Genomic DNA, 15,970 nt, shown 5'->3' with positions numbered 1-15,970 from the left:
TTATCAAAGGCTATGGCAAGCGCTATTCCGTAATGCACTGCATTATTGCCCTTTCATGACCTTGAAATACTTCGACTTATACTTTTCCATACTGCTGGGCTTAGATATGGATTCAGCTGTCAAGTTGACGGACTATTCCCATCTGAAGAAACTAATTGCGGCGCCGATACAAATTATAGCCAGTATGATCATCAGAACAACCGGAAGCAAAACACCATTGACAGGTAAACCAAGGGATACTGCTTTAAGAAGTTTAATGCCCTGTGTCAGCGGCAGCAGATCCGATGCTTTTTGAAGCGCTGAGGGCATAACCTCGTAAGGCAAAGTAGCGCCTGAGAAAATGAGCATCGGGAAATACAATATGCTCGCCAGGACGCTTGCTGCCTTAATATCCGGTGCTACCCCTCCTACCAGCAGCCCTATGCTGAACATCGAAAGCATTACCAGAAAGTATGCGCCTAAGAATTGAAGCCATGAGCCCCTCAATTGGTAACCGAAAAAAGCTGCTGCCGTCCCATAAACGAGAAGAAGCGAAAGAACAGAATAAAGTGCGTAGACAGCGACATGCACCGCTAAAATGAGAGCGGGATTAATTGGCGTAACCTTGAACCGCTTCAATATTTTCTTATGCCTATAATCGGATACCACCAGGGGAAGTCCCATGACCCCACCGGCGCATATGGCAATCGTAGCCACGGCTCCGAAGGATTGCTGCAGAAAAGTGTACCCGGCCCCTTCAAAGGCAGGCCTGCTTCCGTAAATGATGCCAAGGATAACCATGACAATGACCGGCATGCATATTGCAAAGATGAACATATCCATACCGCGCAGGGATAATTTTAATTCTGTTTTAAATAAAGTTCTAAACGCTTTCATACTCTTTTCCCTCCTCATCCGTATACCAAAGATAGGCATCCTCAAATTTGTTATAAGGGCTGGCTTCGATCGCTTCCTGCACAGTTCCGTAAAAAATGCTTTTCCCGCTTTTCAAAATCATGATCTTGTCACACAGAGCTTCCACTTCGTCCATAAAATGAGAGGTCAGCAAAATAGTCAGGCCTTTGGCTTTTAAATCAGAGAGGCATTCCCAAACATCCCGCCTTGCTCTGGCATCCAGCCCTGTGGTCAGCTCATCTAAGAACACAACCTCGGGATTTGGAATAAGTGCCTGGGCAATAAACAAGCGCTGCTTTTGCCCTCCCGAAAGCTCGCTTACCTGGCTTTTCGATTTGTCCCAAAGCCCAAATTGTTTTAATAGGCCCCGATAGTCCGATGGAGCCCGGTACAGGGATTGCGTGACTTCGCATAGCTCAGCTACGGTTATTTTATCCTGATAATTTGCCTCCTGAAACTGGACACCGATCCTCTCAAACAGCTTTTTGCGGTCTCTTTGCGGATTCATTCCCAAAATGGATACCGTTCCGCTGTCCTGCTTTTTTGTGCCTAAAATACATTCGATGGCGGTGCTTTTTCCGGCACCGTTTGCACCAAGCAAGCCGAACACTTCACCACGGCAGACCGAAATATCTATGTTTTCAACTGCCTTGATAGTGTCATAGGATTTACACAATTGATTTACCTTGATCGTTGTTTCCATGCTGTAAAAGTCCTCCTATTCTTTTCTTTGTATAAAAAGAATAACACCAGAATCATGTCTGGTGTTAAAGTGTAGGGTTTGTTTTAAACTGCTTTTTCATTTTTCCAAGGTGAACCAGCATGTCCCGGGCATTATTTTCTGCATATTCCAAAGATGTAAGCAGCTTATCACATACAGAAACAATGTCATCATTTTCCCCCGGTGTATCAATTACTTCGCGTATATTGGCCCGGGAGTCGCCGGACAAAGCACAGAGCATCCGTAAGATCGCTGTCAGAGAGTAATTAGCGCATCTAAGAGAACGTATGATTTTCAGCCTGCGGATATCTTCATCCGTATATATGCGATAACCATTTTGCTTTCGTTTGACCGTCAGCAGCCCGTTCATTTCCCAGTTTCTCAAAGCGTCCATTGTTACCTGCAGATAGCTTGCCGCTTCTTTTCTGGTCAAGCAGGCTCTGTTCGCTTCTGTCCGGCTGCCTGATAATAGCTGCTCCGCAATTGCTATAGCTTCTTCGGCGTTTCTTCGTTCCTTCTTAATTTGGTGCAAATAGCCCTTTGTCAGATGAATCGCCCTGTCAAAATCTCCATCAGCAGAAGCCTTAATAATGTCAATTATCTTTTTTCGCAAGCCGTTTTGCAGAACCTCAACTTTTAGAGCGGTTCTCACAAACCTGATCTGCTCCATATGAAAATCCGTAAAAACACGGTAGCCGTTTGGTTCGCGTTCAGTCTTGGGTATCAGTCCAAGCCCCTCGTAAAGCCGCACCGTATTAGAATGGACCCCAATACTGCGGGCAATTTCGGCTGTTCTATAAGTATTCATTTGTTCAGGCCACCTCCGATCTTTTACCTATTATAGCATCCGGTAAAAGTCTGGTGTTATAGTGGAGGGTTCTAATATAAACTACGGCTAAGCTTAAAGCAGTTTTTGCAGAGAAGCTTTGATATTTTGATTGTATAAACCGCTGAAACATCGCCAAAACAAAATTTGATTTCCAATGGTATAATCTGATTCATAAATCCACCTCTCTTAACTTTCTAATGATTTCCTTGTACTCCCTATCAAGAGCCTCGATGTCATCATTTTTAGACGGCATGCTCAATTTCCCCAGTATTTCTGCCATGCGATGCTGAAGCACCATCCTGTCTGCTGATTTATCATTTTGCTGTACTGCTTCTTCTTTCTTCCGGTTGTACTCGCTGTATGTCCCGCCAAAGCATATGGTTTTCTGATTTTCAATAGATATTATATGATCGGCGATATTGCTTACAAATCTTCTATCGTGAGAAACAAATACCACAGTTCCGTTATAGTTCAGTATTGCTTCCTCTACCGCTTCCATCGAATATATGTCCAGATAATTGGTGGGTTCGTCTAAAACCAGCACATTAAAATCGCTCAGGATTATTTTTGCCAGGGCCGCTTTTACCCTTTCGCCTCCGCTCAGCAAAGAAACCTTTTTCATGACGTCTTCCTGTTTAAACAGGAGCCTGGCAAGCAGAATCCTTGCAAAGGTTTCATCATATATACTGCTTTCCATAACATTCTCCAGCAATGTCCTGCTGCTCTCTAGAATACTCATATTCTGACTGAAGTAGCCGATTTTGGCACCTATAGCTCTGTTTATTGCCGGATCCCCATTTATGATCATCTTGATAAGAGTGGTCTTGCCGCTTCCGTTTGGGCCTATCACAGCAGTTTTGCTATTGTTGAACACCTTGAACTGGGCCTCTTTGAAAACCACTTTATCCCTGAAGCTTTTATCAAGCCCGTCAGAGCTCAATATAACCTTGGAATAAAGCTGCCTGGTCTTTTGTATGTCTAAATTGATTTCCGGCAATTCCTTAGGTTTTTCTTTAGTTTCAAGCTTTTCGATCCTGCTCCTTATGGCATTAGTCCGCCTGTCAAGGGCTGCTTTTGCGGCCTGATTGCCCATCTTATGAAGCCGGGCTTCTGAATTTCCCATCCTTTTAGGAGCTTTTCGCATTGTTTTTGATTCGTTCGTCTTCTGCTCTACAGCTCCGTGCAGCCTGTTCTTTTCTAAAACATACTGATCATACTCAAATGCAGCCCGTTCTCTTTCTTTTTCTTTCAATTCCTTGTATTTAGAGTAATTGCCTTTATAAAGACGTACTTCTCCACTTTCGATCTCCAGTATCGTATTGCAAACCGTATCTAAAAACTCCCTATCGTGGGATACGACCAAGATTGCTCCATTAAACTGCACCAGCTCTTTTTGCAGCAGCTCTATCCCCTGGCTGTCAAGATTGCTTGCAGGCTCATCTCCAATGATCAAAGCATTCTCCTTGCCTAAAGCCTTGGCTATCTTGAGCCGGGATATTTCACCTCCGCTCAGTCCTTCATTGCTCAAACCGCTTACACCGAACCTGCTGGCCGCATAATCGTCTATGCCGGTTTTGTCCTCATCCCCAAGCTGGGTTATATAGGCATAAGTTTCGTAAATCTCCGATATCCCTTCACTGGGCGCGACCCTATTGGTCAGAATGTTAAGAAATGTGGTCTTTCCCGAGCCGTTTAAGCCCACTATGCCGATCCTGTCATTTTTATATATCTTAAAATCGTCAACCTTCAGTATCAATCTATCATTATAATACTTCTTGACTCCTCTCATCTGAGCTATCAACATAAAAAATCCCCTCCATGATTGCCGGAGAGGATATAGCATACTCTTATACAAACTTTCATAATACCGCACTAGAGCCCTGCTTAAAGAAGCATGCAAACAAAAAAGCAGTATTCTTACGTCATTTTACTTTTAACGCTATTGAAGAGAAAGTATTTATTAAAGGGCATAACTATCCTATCCAGCTTAATAACAAAGTTACAAATTGTGATCATCTCTAAGCAAAGAATAGGTTAGTTAATCATATCTCCTTTTATACCTTCCTTTCGAAATAATAGCAATTAGATTATATTATATTCAAAACTCTGTGTCAACGAGCTTTTCAAGGACACTCATTCGACGAAATGCGTTCTTTTCCATAAATGGAAATTATTTTTTAAAAGGGTGACTTTTTCAAAAAAAAAGGCGTCTTATATATTAGAGCTCAAATATATAAGAGCTCAAAAAAGTATTTTTTTAATATAAATGCTTGTATTTGTGATATAATTATATATTCCTAAAAAGCATTAAAACATTGCTATACAAGAATTTAAGCCACATCACAGTGAACTTTAGGAGGTGTGATCAGTGGATACTTTATTAAAAAAATTTCTTAAAAACAAAGACATGAAAAAGTTATATGAAGAGGCTAATAGTGGTAGTGAAGAAGCCCGTAAAATGATAAATAAGCAATTCAATAATTTTCTATACGAAATACATTTTTTAAGCTATATAAGCAAAACTATCTCATTATCATACAAAGAAATATATAGAAAAGTATCTAGCCAAAAAGATAAAGAGCTATACATACTTAACAAGGAAAACTTAGAAACCGGAACAGAATTAATAGATAGTATAATAGACAAAACGTCTTATTTTGAAGAGGAGATTCATAGGACAAGCAACACAAAAGAACTAAGTGATTACTTTGATGATCCATCAATAATCAAAGCAATAAATCAATTAACAGAAAGACAAAAGCTAGTTATTTTCAAACAAATTATTGAGGATAAATCATTATATCAGATTGCAAAAGAACTAGGCGTCACAAAACAAACTATATCAAAAGTGAGAAAAGCAGCGTTAGCCACTCTAAAAAAAACCTTAGGGGGTGAAAAGTGTGGAAGAGCTGATTAGCTTAATATCTAATGTTGGTTTTCCTATTGCTGTTACTGCTTTCCTACTTATTCGGATAGAAAAACAATTAGATCAAATAAACCGGATGCTTATAAATATGGTCGAATTATTATCTAAAAACGATTAATGAAAGGAGAATTCCATGGTAATAAATAAGAAATTAAAGGAAATACATACTAAATCATTAAAAGGAGATAAGGAAGCTCTTAAAGAGATAACGGATATATTTAGATGGCAATTATATAAGAATAGTTATATCAACGGTCATTTTGATGAAGATTGCTTTCAGGAGCTTAATATAAAATTATTAGAAGGGATTAAGCGATTCAAGTTTGATAAAGAGTATGATATTTTCAAACATGCATAGTATTAATCTAAAGAACCAAGCAATAGAGGTTAATGCCTGTTGTAGCTTGGTTTTTTAGATGTAATAGCATTCCAGATGATTACAATATTAATTAAACTCATAGTCCTTATAAAACCATATTCAGATCATATCACAATAATACACATTTTTGGATAGCATTTATAATCATGTATTATTGTGCTATAATCGTTTTATAAACATTAAAAGGAAGTGAATTAATGTTAAAAAGAATAATCCCAATTTTATTGGTTTTGTGTTTTGTAATAAGCGGGTGCACAAATAGTAATAGCGCAGCTAGTCAAAATCAAAATATTACCGATATCAAATTTATAATACCAAAGGGACCACTTCATGAGTGGTCTATAGATGAAAAGCCCATAAAAGACTGTACCCCTAGTATTGTGGTAGGTGAACTGCTTAAATATCCTCATATATATCCCGAAGGGACTAAATTGCTTTCTTTAGAGGTCAAAGAAAAAATTGCATACGTCAATATGAGCCATGAATTTAATTCTTATAGCCTGGGCTCTACCGGTATATGTAATATAATCTACACCATCACTGATACCTTATGTTTGAATAAATCTCTCGGCATTGACGGAGTAAAGTTTCTACTTGATGGAGAGGAGGTACCTATAATTGGAGAATTTGAGACAGATAAAGTAATTGTTCCGGATATCACATTAACAGATGACAACAAAATTAAATTACTTGAATAATAAATTTTTCTAAGGTTGACTTTTAACTCTGTTTTTTCTTCTTATAAAAATGTAAGGTAAATGATTCTGCAGAACAAAAGCCTAATAAATTATAAAGGAGAAAAAACATGAAAATATTTGTAAGATTTGGTCACGATATTCTTAGAAACGGAAGCTTTACTGGCGCTCCCGGTACTTTATTAAGTGAAAGAGATGTAATTGAAAGCTATGCTCCATGGGTAGCCCAAGAACTCTACTATGCAGGCCATGACGTAATGACATATTCAACGCTTAACCACTCTGACGATGCTTATGCAACTGCTAATGAAGCTTTGATGGCTGGTATACGAGAAGCAAAAGATTGGGGTGCCGAATTGTTTGTTAGCTGCCATGCTAACAGTACCGATGATTCTTCTGTATCATACAGCATGTGTTACTATAGAAACGATTCTTTGTCCAAAACACTTGCTACTGCAGTGAGCAAGGCAGCTGCTACAACCTTGGGACTCACAAACAGAGGAGCTGTTTATAAAAGTGGGTTAGCTGAAACAAGCAGCACAATGAATATGAGCTCAATCATCATTGAACCTCTGTTTGTAAGCAATACTTCAGATTGCCAAAAATTCTTGGACGTTGGAGGCGAAGCAGTAGGGACAGCCATTGCAGAAGCCATACTCAGCAAAATTTAATCAAGTTTATAGAATTTATAAAAATAAGTCGGTGTAACAAACCGACTTATTTTTTACATAGGATATAACAAAATCTTAGCATATGGTTTTTCACATTATCCTTTCATTATTGTGCTATAATCATTTTATAAACATTAAAAGGAAGTGAATTAATGTTAAAAAGAATAATCCCAATTTTATTGGTTTTGTGTTTTGTAATAAGCGGGTGCACAAATAGTAATAGCACAGCTAGTCAAAATCAAAATATTACCAATATAAAATTTATAATACCAAAGGGGCCCCTTGATGAGTGGTCTATAGATGAAAAGCCCATAAAAGACTGTACCCCTAGTATTGTGGTAAATGAACTGCTTAAATATCCTCATATATATCCCGAAGGAACTAAATTGCTTTCTTTAGAAGTCAAAGAAAAAATTGCATACGTCAATATGAGCCATGAATTTAATTCTTATAGCCTGGGCTCTACCGGTATAGAACATATAATCTTTACCATCACCGATACCTTATGTTTGAATAAATCTCTAGGCATTGACGGAGTAAAATTTCTACTGGATGGGGAAGAAGTACCTATAATTGGAGAATTTGAGACAGATAAAGTAATTGTTCCGGATATCACATTAACAGATGACAACCAGATTAAATTAATTGTTAATTGAATGATAGATTTTAAAGAAGATAGCTTTCTATGACCGTTTATTTTTGATAGAAAGCTATCCTTTTTTTAGGATACAAGTTGCATTTAATAGTTTAAACTCAATTATTTTAAAAAAATTTTTTTCTTATTTTTTATATATTTCTTGGTACAATGACATTATCAGTCTTGCAGTTGATCAGCTTTATTAGATCCTTAGGGGCTAATTCAATTTGATGCCCTATCTTGCCTGCGCTCACAATAAAGGTATCCATCGCATCGCAGGAGCCATCCAATACCGTCTTGTATTCTTTCTTCATACCTATCGGCGAGCAGCCTCCCCGGATATAGCCTGTAATCTTGTTAATATCCGCGACCTTGATCATCTCGACAGCTTTTTCACCTACCGCCCTTGCCGCCGCTTTCAGATCAAGTTCATCAGCAACGGGAATGACAAAAACATAGTACTCTCTGCTGGTCCCCTTTGTCACAAGGGTTTTATAGACCCTTTGAACAGGCTGGCCTATTTTGTCCGCAACCGTAATGCCGTCAACCAGGCCGTCGCTATGGTCATATTCATATGTGCTATATGAAATTCCTGCTTTATCAAGGATGCGCATAGCATTTGTCTTTATATTTCCCAAAGCTTACCCTCCTATTATCTCATCAGATATTATTCAGCAGCATTATACCACTTTATGCCATGCTTGTAAAACGGCTGTGATAAACAGGATACATCAGGCATAGTCACAATTCTATAATATTAACTCGACAAGAACATTGCTTGCTTCGGCTTTCCTTAGAGCGAGACTATATCCGCGGACTTTTATTTCAATGGGATCACCCATGGGAGCATATGCCTCAACCAGTATTTCCGTACCCGGCATTATGCCCATTTCCATCAGCCTATGCCCCAGCGCACCCTTTGAAGTAAGCTTGACCACTTTGGCCCTTGTTCCCGGCAATACAGCATCAAGCCTTTTTAATATTTTCATGCCCGATTTTGCCTTTTCTCCGCTCCGCTGCGCTTCTTCCAAAGGATACCCCAGCTGCTGCTCCACATATGATGAAAGCTTCTCCATAGTGGCAGGGCTGATGGCATGCTCCATAAGACAAGCATCATTTTCTGCAGTTGCAAGGTCTACTTTGAGCACATCCACCAAAAAACTCATCAGCACTTCATGCCTCTTTGATATTTCCCGGGCAAGGGCAGAGCCTCTTTCCGTAAGCTCCAATTGTCCGTACTTCTCATGCTTTACAAGTCCTTGATCTTTCAGCAGCTTGACCGCCTGATTAGCGCTGGATTTTGCAACGCTCAGTCTTTCTGCCAAATCGGTGATCCTGGCAGCATTCCCAGCTTCTTGAAGCTGCAGGATCACTTTCAGATAATTCTCCAGCGATGATGAAACAGATATGCTCATGCTCTTACCTTCCTTAACTTAGCCTGTTGTGCTAGTTGATAACAAGTATAAAGCTTCAAGGCTAAGACTTTGTAAGCTTGTATAGGGCTGCGTCAAAACTCGCATGCAGCGTTTATCATTACTGTTAAGATTCAAGCAAGTTATGAGATTTTCCGATTTAACAGCATATAGGCTCAAACAGTTGACGCAGCTTTTCCTATACTTCGCTAACAAACTCTAAGCCTCTTCACAAAATACTCTTTTATCAGCTACCACAACGAGTTAACTTACTGTTATAATATATATTCATTATAACCATATAAGCTACAGATTTCCACTTTGCTCTCTAAGCTTATTCCAGATCTCATCTGATCTTTCCGCCACTATGGGATCAAACTGAAGTCCCTTGTTAGCACGGACTTCTTCCCTGCATTGCTCCCAGGTCATTGCCGATCTATAGGGGCGGCGGGAAGTCATGGCATCTATGGAATCGGCAACTGCAATAATCCTTGAGCCAAGCGGTATCTGATCCTGCTTCAGCCCGGAGGGATAGCCCTTGCCATCCCATCTCTCGTGATGGTGGAGCACTATTTTTGCTATATTTTTTAAACCCTTTGATTTATTCAGGATATTAAAACCTATCTCCGGGTGTGCTTTTATCTGGGCCCATTCACCGGGAAGAAGCTTTTCTTTCTTATTCAATATATTCTCAGGAATGCTCAGCTTGCCTATATCATGCAAATGGGCCGCCATATGTACGTCCTCCAGAGCCACACCTTTAAGCCCCATGGCTTTGGCTAAATAATAGGACATGTCTGCCACCCTGGAGGAATGGCCGCTTGTATAGTGATCCTTCGCTTCCAATGCTGCCACCAAGCAGTCGATGACCTCATGATAAGCCCCCCGCCCCCAAAATCTATCCAACATATGAAACATCAATTTTATCTCACCGCTTATGCATTTTTTATTCGTGATGCTTTTATGACAATATTTCTATATAAGCACCATCCCTCTTTGACTATTCTTCTTTAGAATGCTGTTGATCTCACAAGGAGATAAATTGGCATCTATGGATTGTCATCATGCCCGCATTCACATTTTGAATGGCATCCCGAGCAGCTTCCGCCGCATGCACAGGATTCATTCTTAATCCTTTTGATGGTCTTTATCGATGCTAAAATCATCAAGCCAAATATGATCCCGCCTAAAATATAATTGATCATTATATACGCCACCTTTTAAACATTATTATTAAGTCATTCCTTTATATGATTTCTGCTTCAACTTCTGTCAAAGCGGTTTGCTTATCCGAGGCCGACCGCCCTGCCGATTTGAAACACCAATGTCCCCAATATCCATGCAAGTCCTGTCTGATATCCGATGGTTATAAAGGTCCATTTCCATGAGTTGAATTCTCTCTTCATAGCGCCGATGGCTGCAAAGCAAGGTGCTGCAACAAGAGTAAAGATCATGAATGAAAATGCGCTTAAAGCCGTAAAGCTCTGGGCAATGCCTGCAAGGAGAGTCGGATCATCTTCTGCAACCTCGCCTATTCCATGAAGTATGCCCAACGTAGCCACCACTACCTCTTTAGCAATCAGCCCCGTCACTGTGGCAACAGCAGCTTTCCATTCTCCGAATCCGAGAGGAGAAAATATCGGGGCAATAGTTTTGCCTATGGAAGCCAGCATGCTGTTTTCCGCTTCCACCATTGCAAATGAGAAATCAAAGGATTGCAGCATCCAGATGACTCCGGAGGCAGCAAATATTATTGTACCCGCTTTTATCATAAAGGCTTTGGCTCTGTTCCACATGTGGATGAGAACACTTTTCAGTCTTGGAATCCTATATTCGGGCAGCTCCATTACAAAGGGCGCCGCCTCTCCCTTTAGAATCGTATTTTTTAATATAATACCTGATAATATCGCTACTCCTATCCCGATTATATATAAGGAAGGGGCTATCCAGGCCTTATCGGAAAAGAAGGCTGCGATGAACATGGCAAACACCGGCCATTTTGCTCCGCAGGGTATGAAAGGAGTCAGCATTATCGTCATCTTTCTGTCCTTTTCATTTTCTATGGTCCTGGTGGCCATGATCCCCGGGACAGAGCATCCGGTTCCGATCAGCATGGGGATAAAGGATTTGCCCGAAAGGCCGAATCTCCTGAAAATCCTGTCCATGATGAAGGCAACTCTTGCCATGTAACCGCTGTCTTCCAGCAAGGAGATGAAGAAGAATAAAATCATCAGCTGAGGAACGAAGGTCAATACCCCTCCGACTCCGCCTATGACGCCGTCTATGATAAGTCCGCGCAGCCACTCGGCGGCTCCTGCTCCCTCAAGCCAGCCTTCCACTGCACCGCCTATGACATCTCCCACGAGCCACTCCACTTTCCCTATGGTATAGTCTCCCAGTGTAGAAATGGAAATATGATAGACAAACCACATTATTACGAAAAATATAGGTATGGCCAGTATTCGGTTGGTGACTATTTTGTCAATTTTATCGGATAGAGTGAGACCGCTGCCGGACTTCTTCTTTACCGTCTTGCCCACAATGCCGGAAATAAAATTGTACCTGTTATCAGCGATTATGGTCTCCATATCATTGTTATATTGCTTTTCAAGCTTTTCACGGCAATTCGCAACTGCCGTCAGCAAAGATGCAGGAATATCAAGCTTCTCCTTCAGCCTCTCATCATCTTCAAGAAGCTTCAGCGCAACCCAGCGGACATTATACTTGCTGTCCAGCTCTTTCGCTGCAATGGCCCCGATGTCAGAAACGCATTTTTCTATATCGTCATCATATATTTCTTGTGAGGCTTGCTCCCTTCCGGCTGCCGCTGTCTGAACCACACTCAGAGCTTTTTCCATCAGCTCCTTGACACCCTGCCCTTTGCTGGCCGAAGTAGGAACGACAGGGATTCCCAGGTATTTTTCCAGCTTTTCAATGTCTATCTTGTCCCCTCTGGCCTCTATTGCGTCCATCATGTTAAGGGCTGCAACAACGGGCACTCCCAATTCCATAAGCTGAGTGGTCAAGTAGAGATTCCTTTCTATATTTGTTGCTTCGATAATATTTATGACCAGATCCGGCTTTTCATCGATTATATAATCCCTGGCTATTATTTCCTCCATGGTATATGGAGACAGGGAATAGATTCCCGGCAGATCAACAATCCTGACATTCTCTTTAAGCTTCTTAGCCTTGCCTTCTTTTTTCTCTACGGTAACTCCCGGCCAGTTTCCGACATGCTGGGTGCTTCCCGTGATCTCATTGAACATGGTAGTCTTGCCGCAATTAGGGTTTCCTACCAATGCAAAGGTATATGACATTTTATAACCTCCCTTTAATTGAAAATCATTCTCAATTGATGCTTTAAAAAAATGCTGCTTCTCCGCAGCCTTAATCATTCCACAATAATATTTCCAGCTTCTTCTTTCCTGAAAGACAATTCATATCCCCTGATATTGACCTCGATGGGATCTCCGAGAGGAGCTACTTTGCGAATCATAACTTCCGCGCCTTTGGTCACGCCCATATCCATCAGCCTTCGGGTTGTTGCTCCTCCCCCCTTTACTTTGACAATGACAGCCTTTTCGCCGGGCTTCAGATCCTTAAGCTTCCTTTCCATATGCTTTTCCTCCTTCCATTTCTGCTTTAACACTGAAATTCAACCGTCAGTTGTTGTGCAATACCCCTATCAATAGCTATTCTTGTTCCTTTTATGCAAACGATCAGATTCCCCTTTATCTCTGAAAGCACCGAAATAGGTGTTCCCGGTATAATTCCCAATCCCTCAAGAAACTTTTTGGTTTTACCCTTTGCCCTGCATGTGTTGACCACAGCTTTTTTGCCTACGGGAAGCATTGTTAAAGGCATAATAAACACTCTTTTTAAGATTTTAATGATAATGATAATTATTCTCGCTGTTAGTTCTACCTAACATTCTAGCAGTAAAATATTTCACTGTCAACAGTTTAACAATAAAATTTTCTTTGAAGCGGCGGCCAAGGGCCCCTCTGCCATGCAGTTCCCAAAATATGCTCTCTTGCATATACTTACATTGTAACGATATTTGAAATAGGTGATCGATATAAAGCTTAGTCCGGATATAGATGTGAAAGATTTGGAGCTTATCGGCAAAGGCACCCAGGGCAAGGTATACAGGATAGACTCCTACAGGTGCATAAAAATTTTTAAGAGTAAAAAAGAGTGCAAGGATGAATTGGAAACCCTGCTGATGGCCCAATCCTATGCACATTTCCCCAGGCTTTATGAATCCGGTGCAAACTACATCATAAGAGAGTACATCAACGGCATCGAACTAGATGAATATTTGAAAAGGGAAAAAAAGCTAGCGCCTCAGATCTCAGGTAAGCTGATAGAGCTATATGAGGCCATGGCGAAGGTCGGTTATCTGAGGCAGGATGCAGCAATATTTCATATATTCGTAACGCCTTCCGGAGAGCTTAGGCTTATCGATACTGCCAAGGCGATGAAGAAAAAATCCGCAGTTCCCAGCTTGCTTATCAGCGGCCTTGATCATCTTGGATATAAAGATATTTTTTTTGATTTTTTAAAGGTCAACAGGCCGGACCTGCATATCAAATGGATGAATTACTCAAGGAAGAAATACAGGAAAAAATACTGAAGTATTGATTTTATTAATTATTTAAGGAATAAAGGGTAGTGTACTATGTTTATGAAAGCTGATCTTCACATTCATTCAACTGCATCTGACGGAGGATTTGATCCGGAGCAAGTGATAATGATAGCTAAAAGCAGGGGCATAGACACCATCGCTATTTCTGATCATAATTCAATAGATGGACTGGATAAAGCCTTTGAGGCAGGCCAAAAACACGGCATATCGGTGATTCCTGCCGTCGAATTATCCACAAGGTTTAATGATGAGAGCATTCATATCTTAGGGTATTTTAAAAATGATAAATTCAACAGCGCTGCTTTTAAGGATATTTTAAAGCAAGTAAAAAAGCATAGTCTCAGCAAGCTTAGAAAAGCCCTAGGGGTATACGGCAAGCATCCCCACTCCAATAAATACCTTTCCTGTTCTGAGGGTATTCACCTTCTGAGGACCTTTGATGCAGCGGTAGTATTAGCTCACCCCGTTAGGATATCGGAGAAAAACCTTCTCAGCATACTGAGCTTGCCCTTTGACGGCATAGAAGCAAAATACTGCCGCAATAGTCCTCAATATACGGACTTTTTCATTGATATAGCGACGAAGCAATTTTCTTTCTATACGGGAGGTTCAGATTTTCATACAGACAAACCGCGGGATTTAAAGCATTGCTTCATTGGGAATCCTTATCTTGACTCGGATGAAATAAAAAATTTTCTCGAAAGCTCCGGAGCATTGGTCAAATGCCGCTGACAACAGATAGGCGCATCCGCGTTCTGTGTCAACGGCGTTTGAATTCTTATATGCTCTTACATATACCTTTCCGCAATCTTGGCCAACGGGCTTCTTTCGACCTTGCTCAAGGTTACATGTCCGCTGATTTCAAACTGCTTCATCTTTTCTATGGTATAAACCAGCCCGTTTGAACGCTCGTCAACCAATACATTATCGATCTGGCTATCTGTCGGATCACCAAGAAAAACGAACTTGGAGCCGAAGCCCGCCCGTGTCAGCATCAGCTTTGCCAAGTGGGGTGTGATCTCCTGGGCTTCATCCACAATTACAAGGGAATCGCAGAGGGTCCTTCCTCTCATGTAGTTAAAGGTTTTCATATCTATTACGCCCTGCTCCCTGTATTGGTCTATAAAGCCTTCCACAGAAAAACCGGATTTAACGCTGTTATCTCCCTTTGATGATTTTTCTTTCTTCTTTGCCCTGGTGCCGAAAAGATTGTCTACCGCGTCATAAAAGGAGCCCATCCATGGTTTGAGCTTTTCCTGCTCGGTGCCCGGCAGAAAGCCTATATCATTGCCTGCAGCTACTACAGGCTTGACAAATATTATCTTTCTGAAAACGCCTTCCTCTATAACTTTCTGGAGAGCCACTGCCGTGGAAAGGATAGTTTTGCCCGAGCCTGCACCCCCCGCCAGGGATACAAAATGGATGTTATTATCCATGAGGAGCTCAAAAGCCATCTTCTGCTCCATATTCAGCGGAGTAAGGCCCCATGCGCTGCTGTTGGCATATTTCAGCGGTACGATCTTCTTGCCGTCAAAAATTGCAAGGCCTTCATGGCTTGTATTATCAACGCTCTTGATCTGCAAAAATTGATTGGGATATAGGGGTTCTTTGATTTTTCTCGGGGGCTTCAGGCCATTGCCATAAATCTTTTCGATATCTGAACTGGAGAGCTTTACCTCCAGATATCCCTTATAAATTTCATCAACTGTCACCTTGTCGTTCTCATAATCTTCAACCCTGATGCCCAGGCTGTTGCCCTTGATGGACATATATACGTCTTTCGTGACCATGATGGTAGGTATATCCTTATCCTTCTGCTGAAGGTTCCACGTAATGGTCAGCAGCTTGTTGTCATTTTTGGAAAGATCAAGGCCGTCCGGCATTGAATCGGCATTCATATGATCCATCTCAATCCTGAGAGTTCCGCCTCCGGGAAGCTTTACTCCTTCCAGAAGGTTTCCGCTCTGGCGCAGCTTGTTGATTTCTCTTGCGGCGTTCCTGGCATGGAAGCCTAATATTCCATCCCGCTTCTTCAGGTTATCCAGCTCTTCGATGACCAATAGGGGAATGATTATATTGTTATCCGAGAAACTATATATGCTCAACGGATCATGGACGAGTACATTGGTATCCAGCACATAATTCTTTAACATCC

At 41.1% G+C, this 15,970-nt stretch carries 20 protein-coding genes; 8 read left to right on the top strand and 12 right to left on the bottom strand.

Annotation, left to right across the window (positions count from 1 at the left end; all coding sequences use genetic code 11):
• Positions 1-132 precede the first annotated feature (132 nt).
• From LJD61_RS14570 to abc-f, 4 genes are all read right to left on the bottom strand, one after another.
• Positions 133-876, bottom strand: coding sequence for an ABC transporter permease (locus LJD61_RS14570; protein WP_255228283.1), 744 nt, complete (start codon positions 874-876; stop codon positions 133-135).
• On the bottom strand, positions 863-1,597 hold the full coding sequence (locus LJD61_RS14565; protein ID WP_255228282.1) for an ABC transporter ATP-binding protein: 735 nt from the start codon (positions 1,595-1,597) through the stop codon (positions 863-865). The genes LJD61_RS14570 and LJD61_RS14565 overlap by 14 nt, the downstream gene beginning before the upstream one ends.
• A 64-nt stretch (positions 1,598-1,661) precedes the next feature.
• Positions 1,662-2,423 (bottom strand): MerR family transcriptional regulator, encoded by a 762-nt coding sequence (locus LJD61_RS14560; protein WP_255228281.1) that lies wholly within the window; start codon positions 2,421-2,423, stop codon positions 1,662-1,664.
• A gap of 190 nt (positions 2,424-2,613) precedes the next feature.
• Positions 2,614-4,248 (bottom strand): ribosomal protection-like ABC-F family protein, encoded by a 1,635-nt coding sequence (gene abc-f / locus LJD61_RS14555; protein WP_255228280.1) that lies wholly within the window; start codon positions 4,246-4,248, stop codon positions 2,614-2,616.
• Between the two features lie 564 nt (positions 4,249-4,812).
• Between abc-f and LJD61_RS14550 the strand changes: the two genes are divergently transcribed.
• From LJD61_RS14550 to LJD61_RS14525, 6 genes are all read left to right on the top strand, one after another.
• Complete coding sequence (locus LJD61_RS14550) at positions 4,813-5,361, top strand: sigma factor-like helix-turn-helix DNA-binding protein (protein WP_255228279.1); 549 nt, start codon at positions 4,813-4,815, stop codon at positions 5,359-5,361.
• A complete protein-coding gene (locus LJD61_RS14545) occupies positions 5,345-5,488 on the top strand; it encodes a YvrJ family protein (RefSeq protein WP_255228278.1) in 144 nt (47 codons plus the stop codon). The genes LJD61_RS14550 and LJD61_RS14545 overlap by 17 nt, the downstream gene beginning before the upstream one ends.
• Before the next feature lie 15 nt (positions 5,489-5,503).
• Positions 5,504-5,728, top strand: a complete 225-nt coding sequence (locus LJD61_RS14540) for a helix-turn-helix domain-containing protein (RefSeq protein WP_255228277.1) — start codon at positions 5,504-5,506, stop codon at positions 5,726-5,728.
• 218 nt (positions 5,729-5,946) lie between these two features.
• A complete protein-coding gene (locus LJD61_RS14535; protein WP_255228276.1) occupies positions 5,947-6,447 on the top strand; it encodes a GerMN domain-containing protein in 501 nt (166 codons plus the stop codon).
• 107 nt (positions 6,448-6,554) lie between these two features.
• Positions 6,555-7,115, top strand: coding sequence for an N-acetylmuramoyl-L-alanine amidase (locus LJD61_RS14530; RefSeq protein ID WP_255228275.1), 561 nt, complete (start codon positions 6,555-6,557; stop codon positions 7,113-7,115).
• A 152-nt stretch (positions 7,116-7,267) separates the two neighbouring features.
• Positions 7,268-7,771, top strand: a complete 504-nt coding sequence (locus tag LJD61_RS14525; RefSeq protein ID WP_255228274.1) for a GerMN domain-containing protein — start codon at positions 7,268-7,270, stop codon at positions 7,769-7,771.
• Positions 7,772-7,901: 130 nt separating this feature from the next.
• Here LJD61_RS14525 and ybaK read toward each other — a convergent pair whose 3' ends face one another.
• From ybaK to LJD61_RS14490, 7 genes are all read right to left on the bottom strand, one after another.
• Entirely contained in the window at positions 7,902-8,390 is a 489-nt protein-coding gene (gene ybaK / locus LJD61_RS14520; protein WP_255228273.1) for a Cys-tRNA(Pro) deacylase, read from the bottom strand.
• Positions 8,391-8,501: 111 nt separating this feature from the next.
• Entirely contained in the window at positions 8,502-9,167 is a 666-nt protein-coding gene (locus LJD61_RS14515) for a metal-dependent transcriptional regulator (RefSeq protein ID WP_255228272.1), read from the bottom strand.
• A gap of 303 nt (positions 9,168-9,470) precedes the next feature.
• Positions 9,471-10,082: an HD-GYP domain-containing protein gene (locus LJD61_RS14510; RefSeq protein WP_255228271.1), complete on the bottom strand. Its 612-nt coding sequence runs from the start codon at positions 10,080-10,082 to the stop codon at positions 9,471-9,473.
• 131 nt (positions 10,083-10,213) lie between these two features.
• The gene (locus LJD61_RS14505) at positions 10,214-10,369 is read right to left on the bottom strand and encodes a FeoB-associated Cys-rich membrane protein (protein WP_255228270.1); all 156 of its coding nucleotides are present in this window, start codon (positions 10,367-10,369) and stop codon (positions 10,214-10,216) included.
• Between the two features lie 81 nt (positions 10,370-10,450).
• Positions 10,451-12,484: a ferrous iron transport protein B gene (gene feoB, locus LJD61_RS14500; protein ID WP_255228269.1), complete on the bottom strand. Its 2,034-nt coding sequence runs from the start codon at positions 12,482-12,484 to the stop codon at positions 10,451-10,453.
• A gap of 74 nt (positions 12,485-12,558) precedes the next feature.
• Entirely contained in the window at positions 12,559-12,783 is a 225-nt protein-coding gene (locus tag LJD61_RS14495; RefSeq protein ID WP_255228268.1) for a FeoA family protein, read from the bottom strand.
• A gap of 26 nt (positions 12,784-12,809) precedes the next feature.
• Positions 12,810-13,031, bottom strand: a complete 222-nt coding sequence (locus LJD61_RS14490; protein ID WP_255228267.1) for a FeoA family protein — start codon at positions 13,029-13,031, stop codon at positions 12,810-12,812.
• A 205-nt stretch (positions 13,032-13,236) separates the two neighbouring features.
• Here LJD61_RS14490 and LJD61_RS14485 point away from each other — a divergent pair, with 205 nt between their 5' ends.
• Positions 13,237-13,803, top strand: a complete 567-nt coding sequence (locus LJD61_RS14485; RefSeq protein ID WP_255228266.1) for an RIO2 family protein — start codon at positions 13,237-13,239, stop codon at positions 13,801-13,803.
• 45 nt (positions 13,804-13,848) lie between these two features.
• Positions 13,849-14,547, top strand: coding sequence for a PHP domain-containing protein (locus tag LJD61_RS14480; RefSeq protein ID WP_255228265.1), 699 nt, complete (start codon positions 13,849-13,851; stop codon positions 14,545-14,547).
• A 56-nt stretch (positions 14,548-14,603) separates the two neighbouring features.
• On the opposite strand, the gene LJD61_RS14475 is transcribed toward LJD61_RS14480, so the two are convergent.
• Positions 14,604-15,968 (bottom strand): PhoH family protein, encoded by a 1,365-nt coding sequence (locus LJD61_RS14475; RefSeq protein WP_255228264.1) that lies wholly within the window; start codon positions 15,966-15,968, stop codon positions 14,604-14,606.
• Positions 15,969-15,970: the final 2 nt, after the last annotated feature.

Origin of the sequence: Lutispora saccharofermentans (assembly GCF_024363565.1) — a bacterium.
GTDB classification, from domain to species: Bacteria; Bacillota; Clostridia; order Lutisporales; family Lutisporaceae; genus Lutispora; species Lutispora saccharofermentans.
Note: the sequence above shows the minus strand (reverse complement) of the source record. Positions and strands in the feature narration are given on the sequence as shown.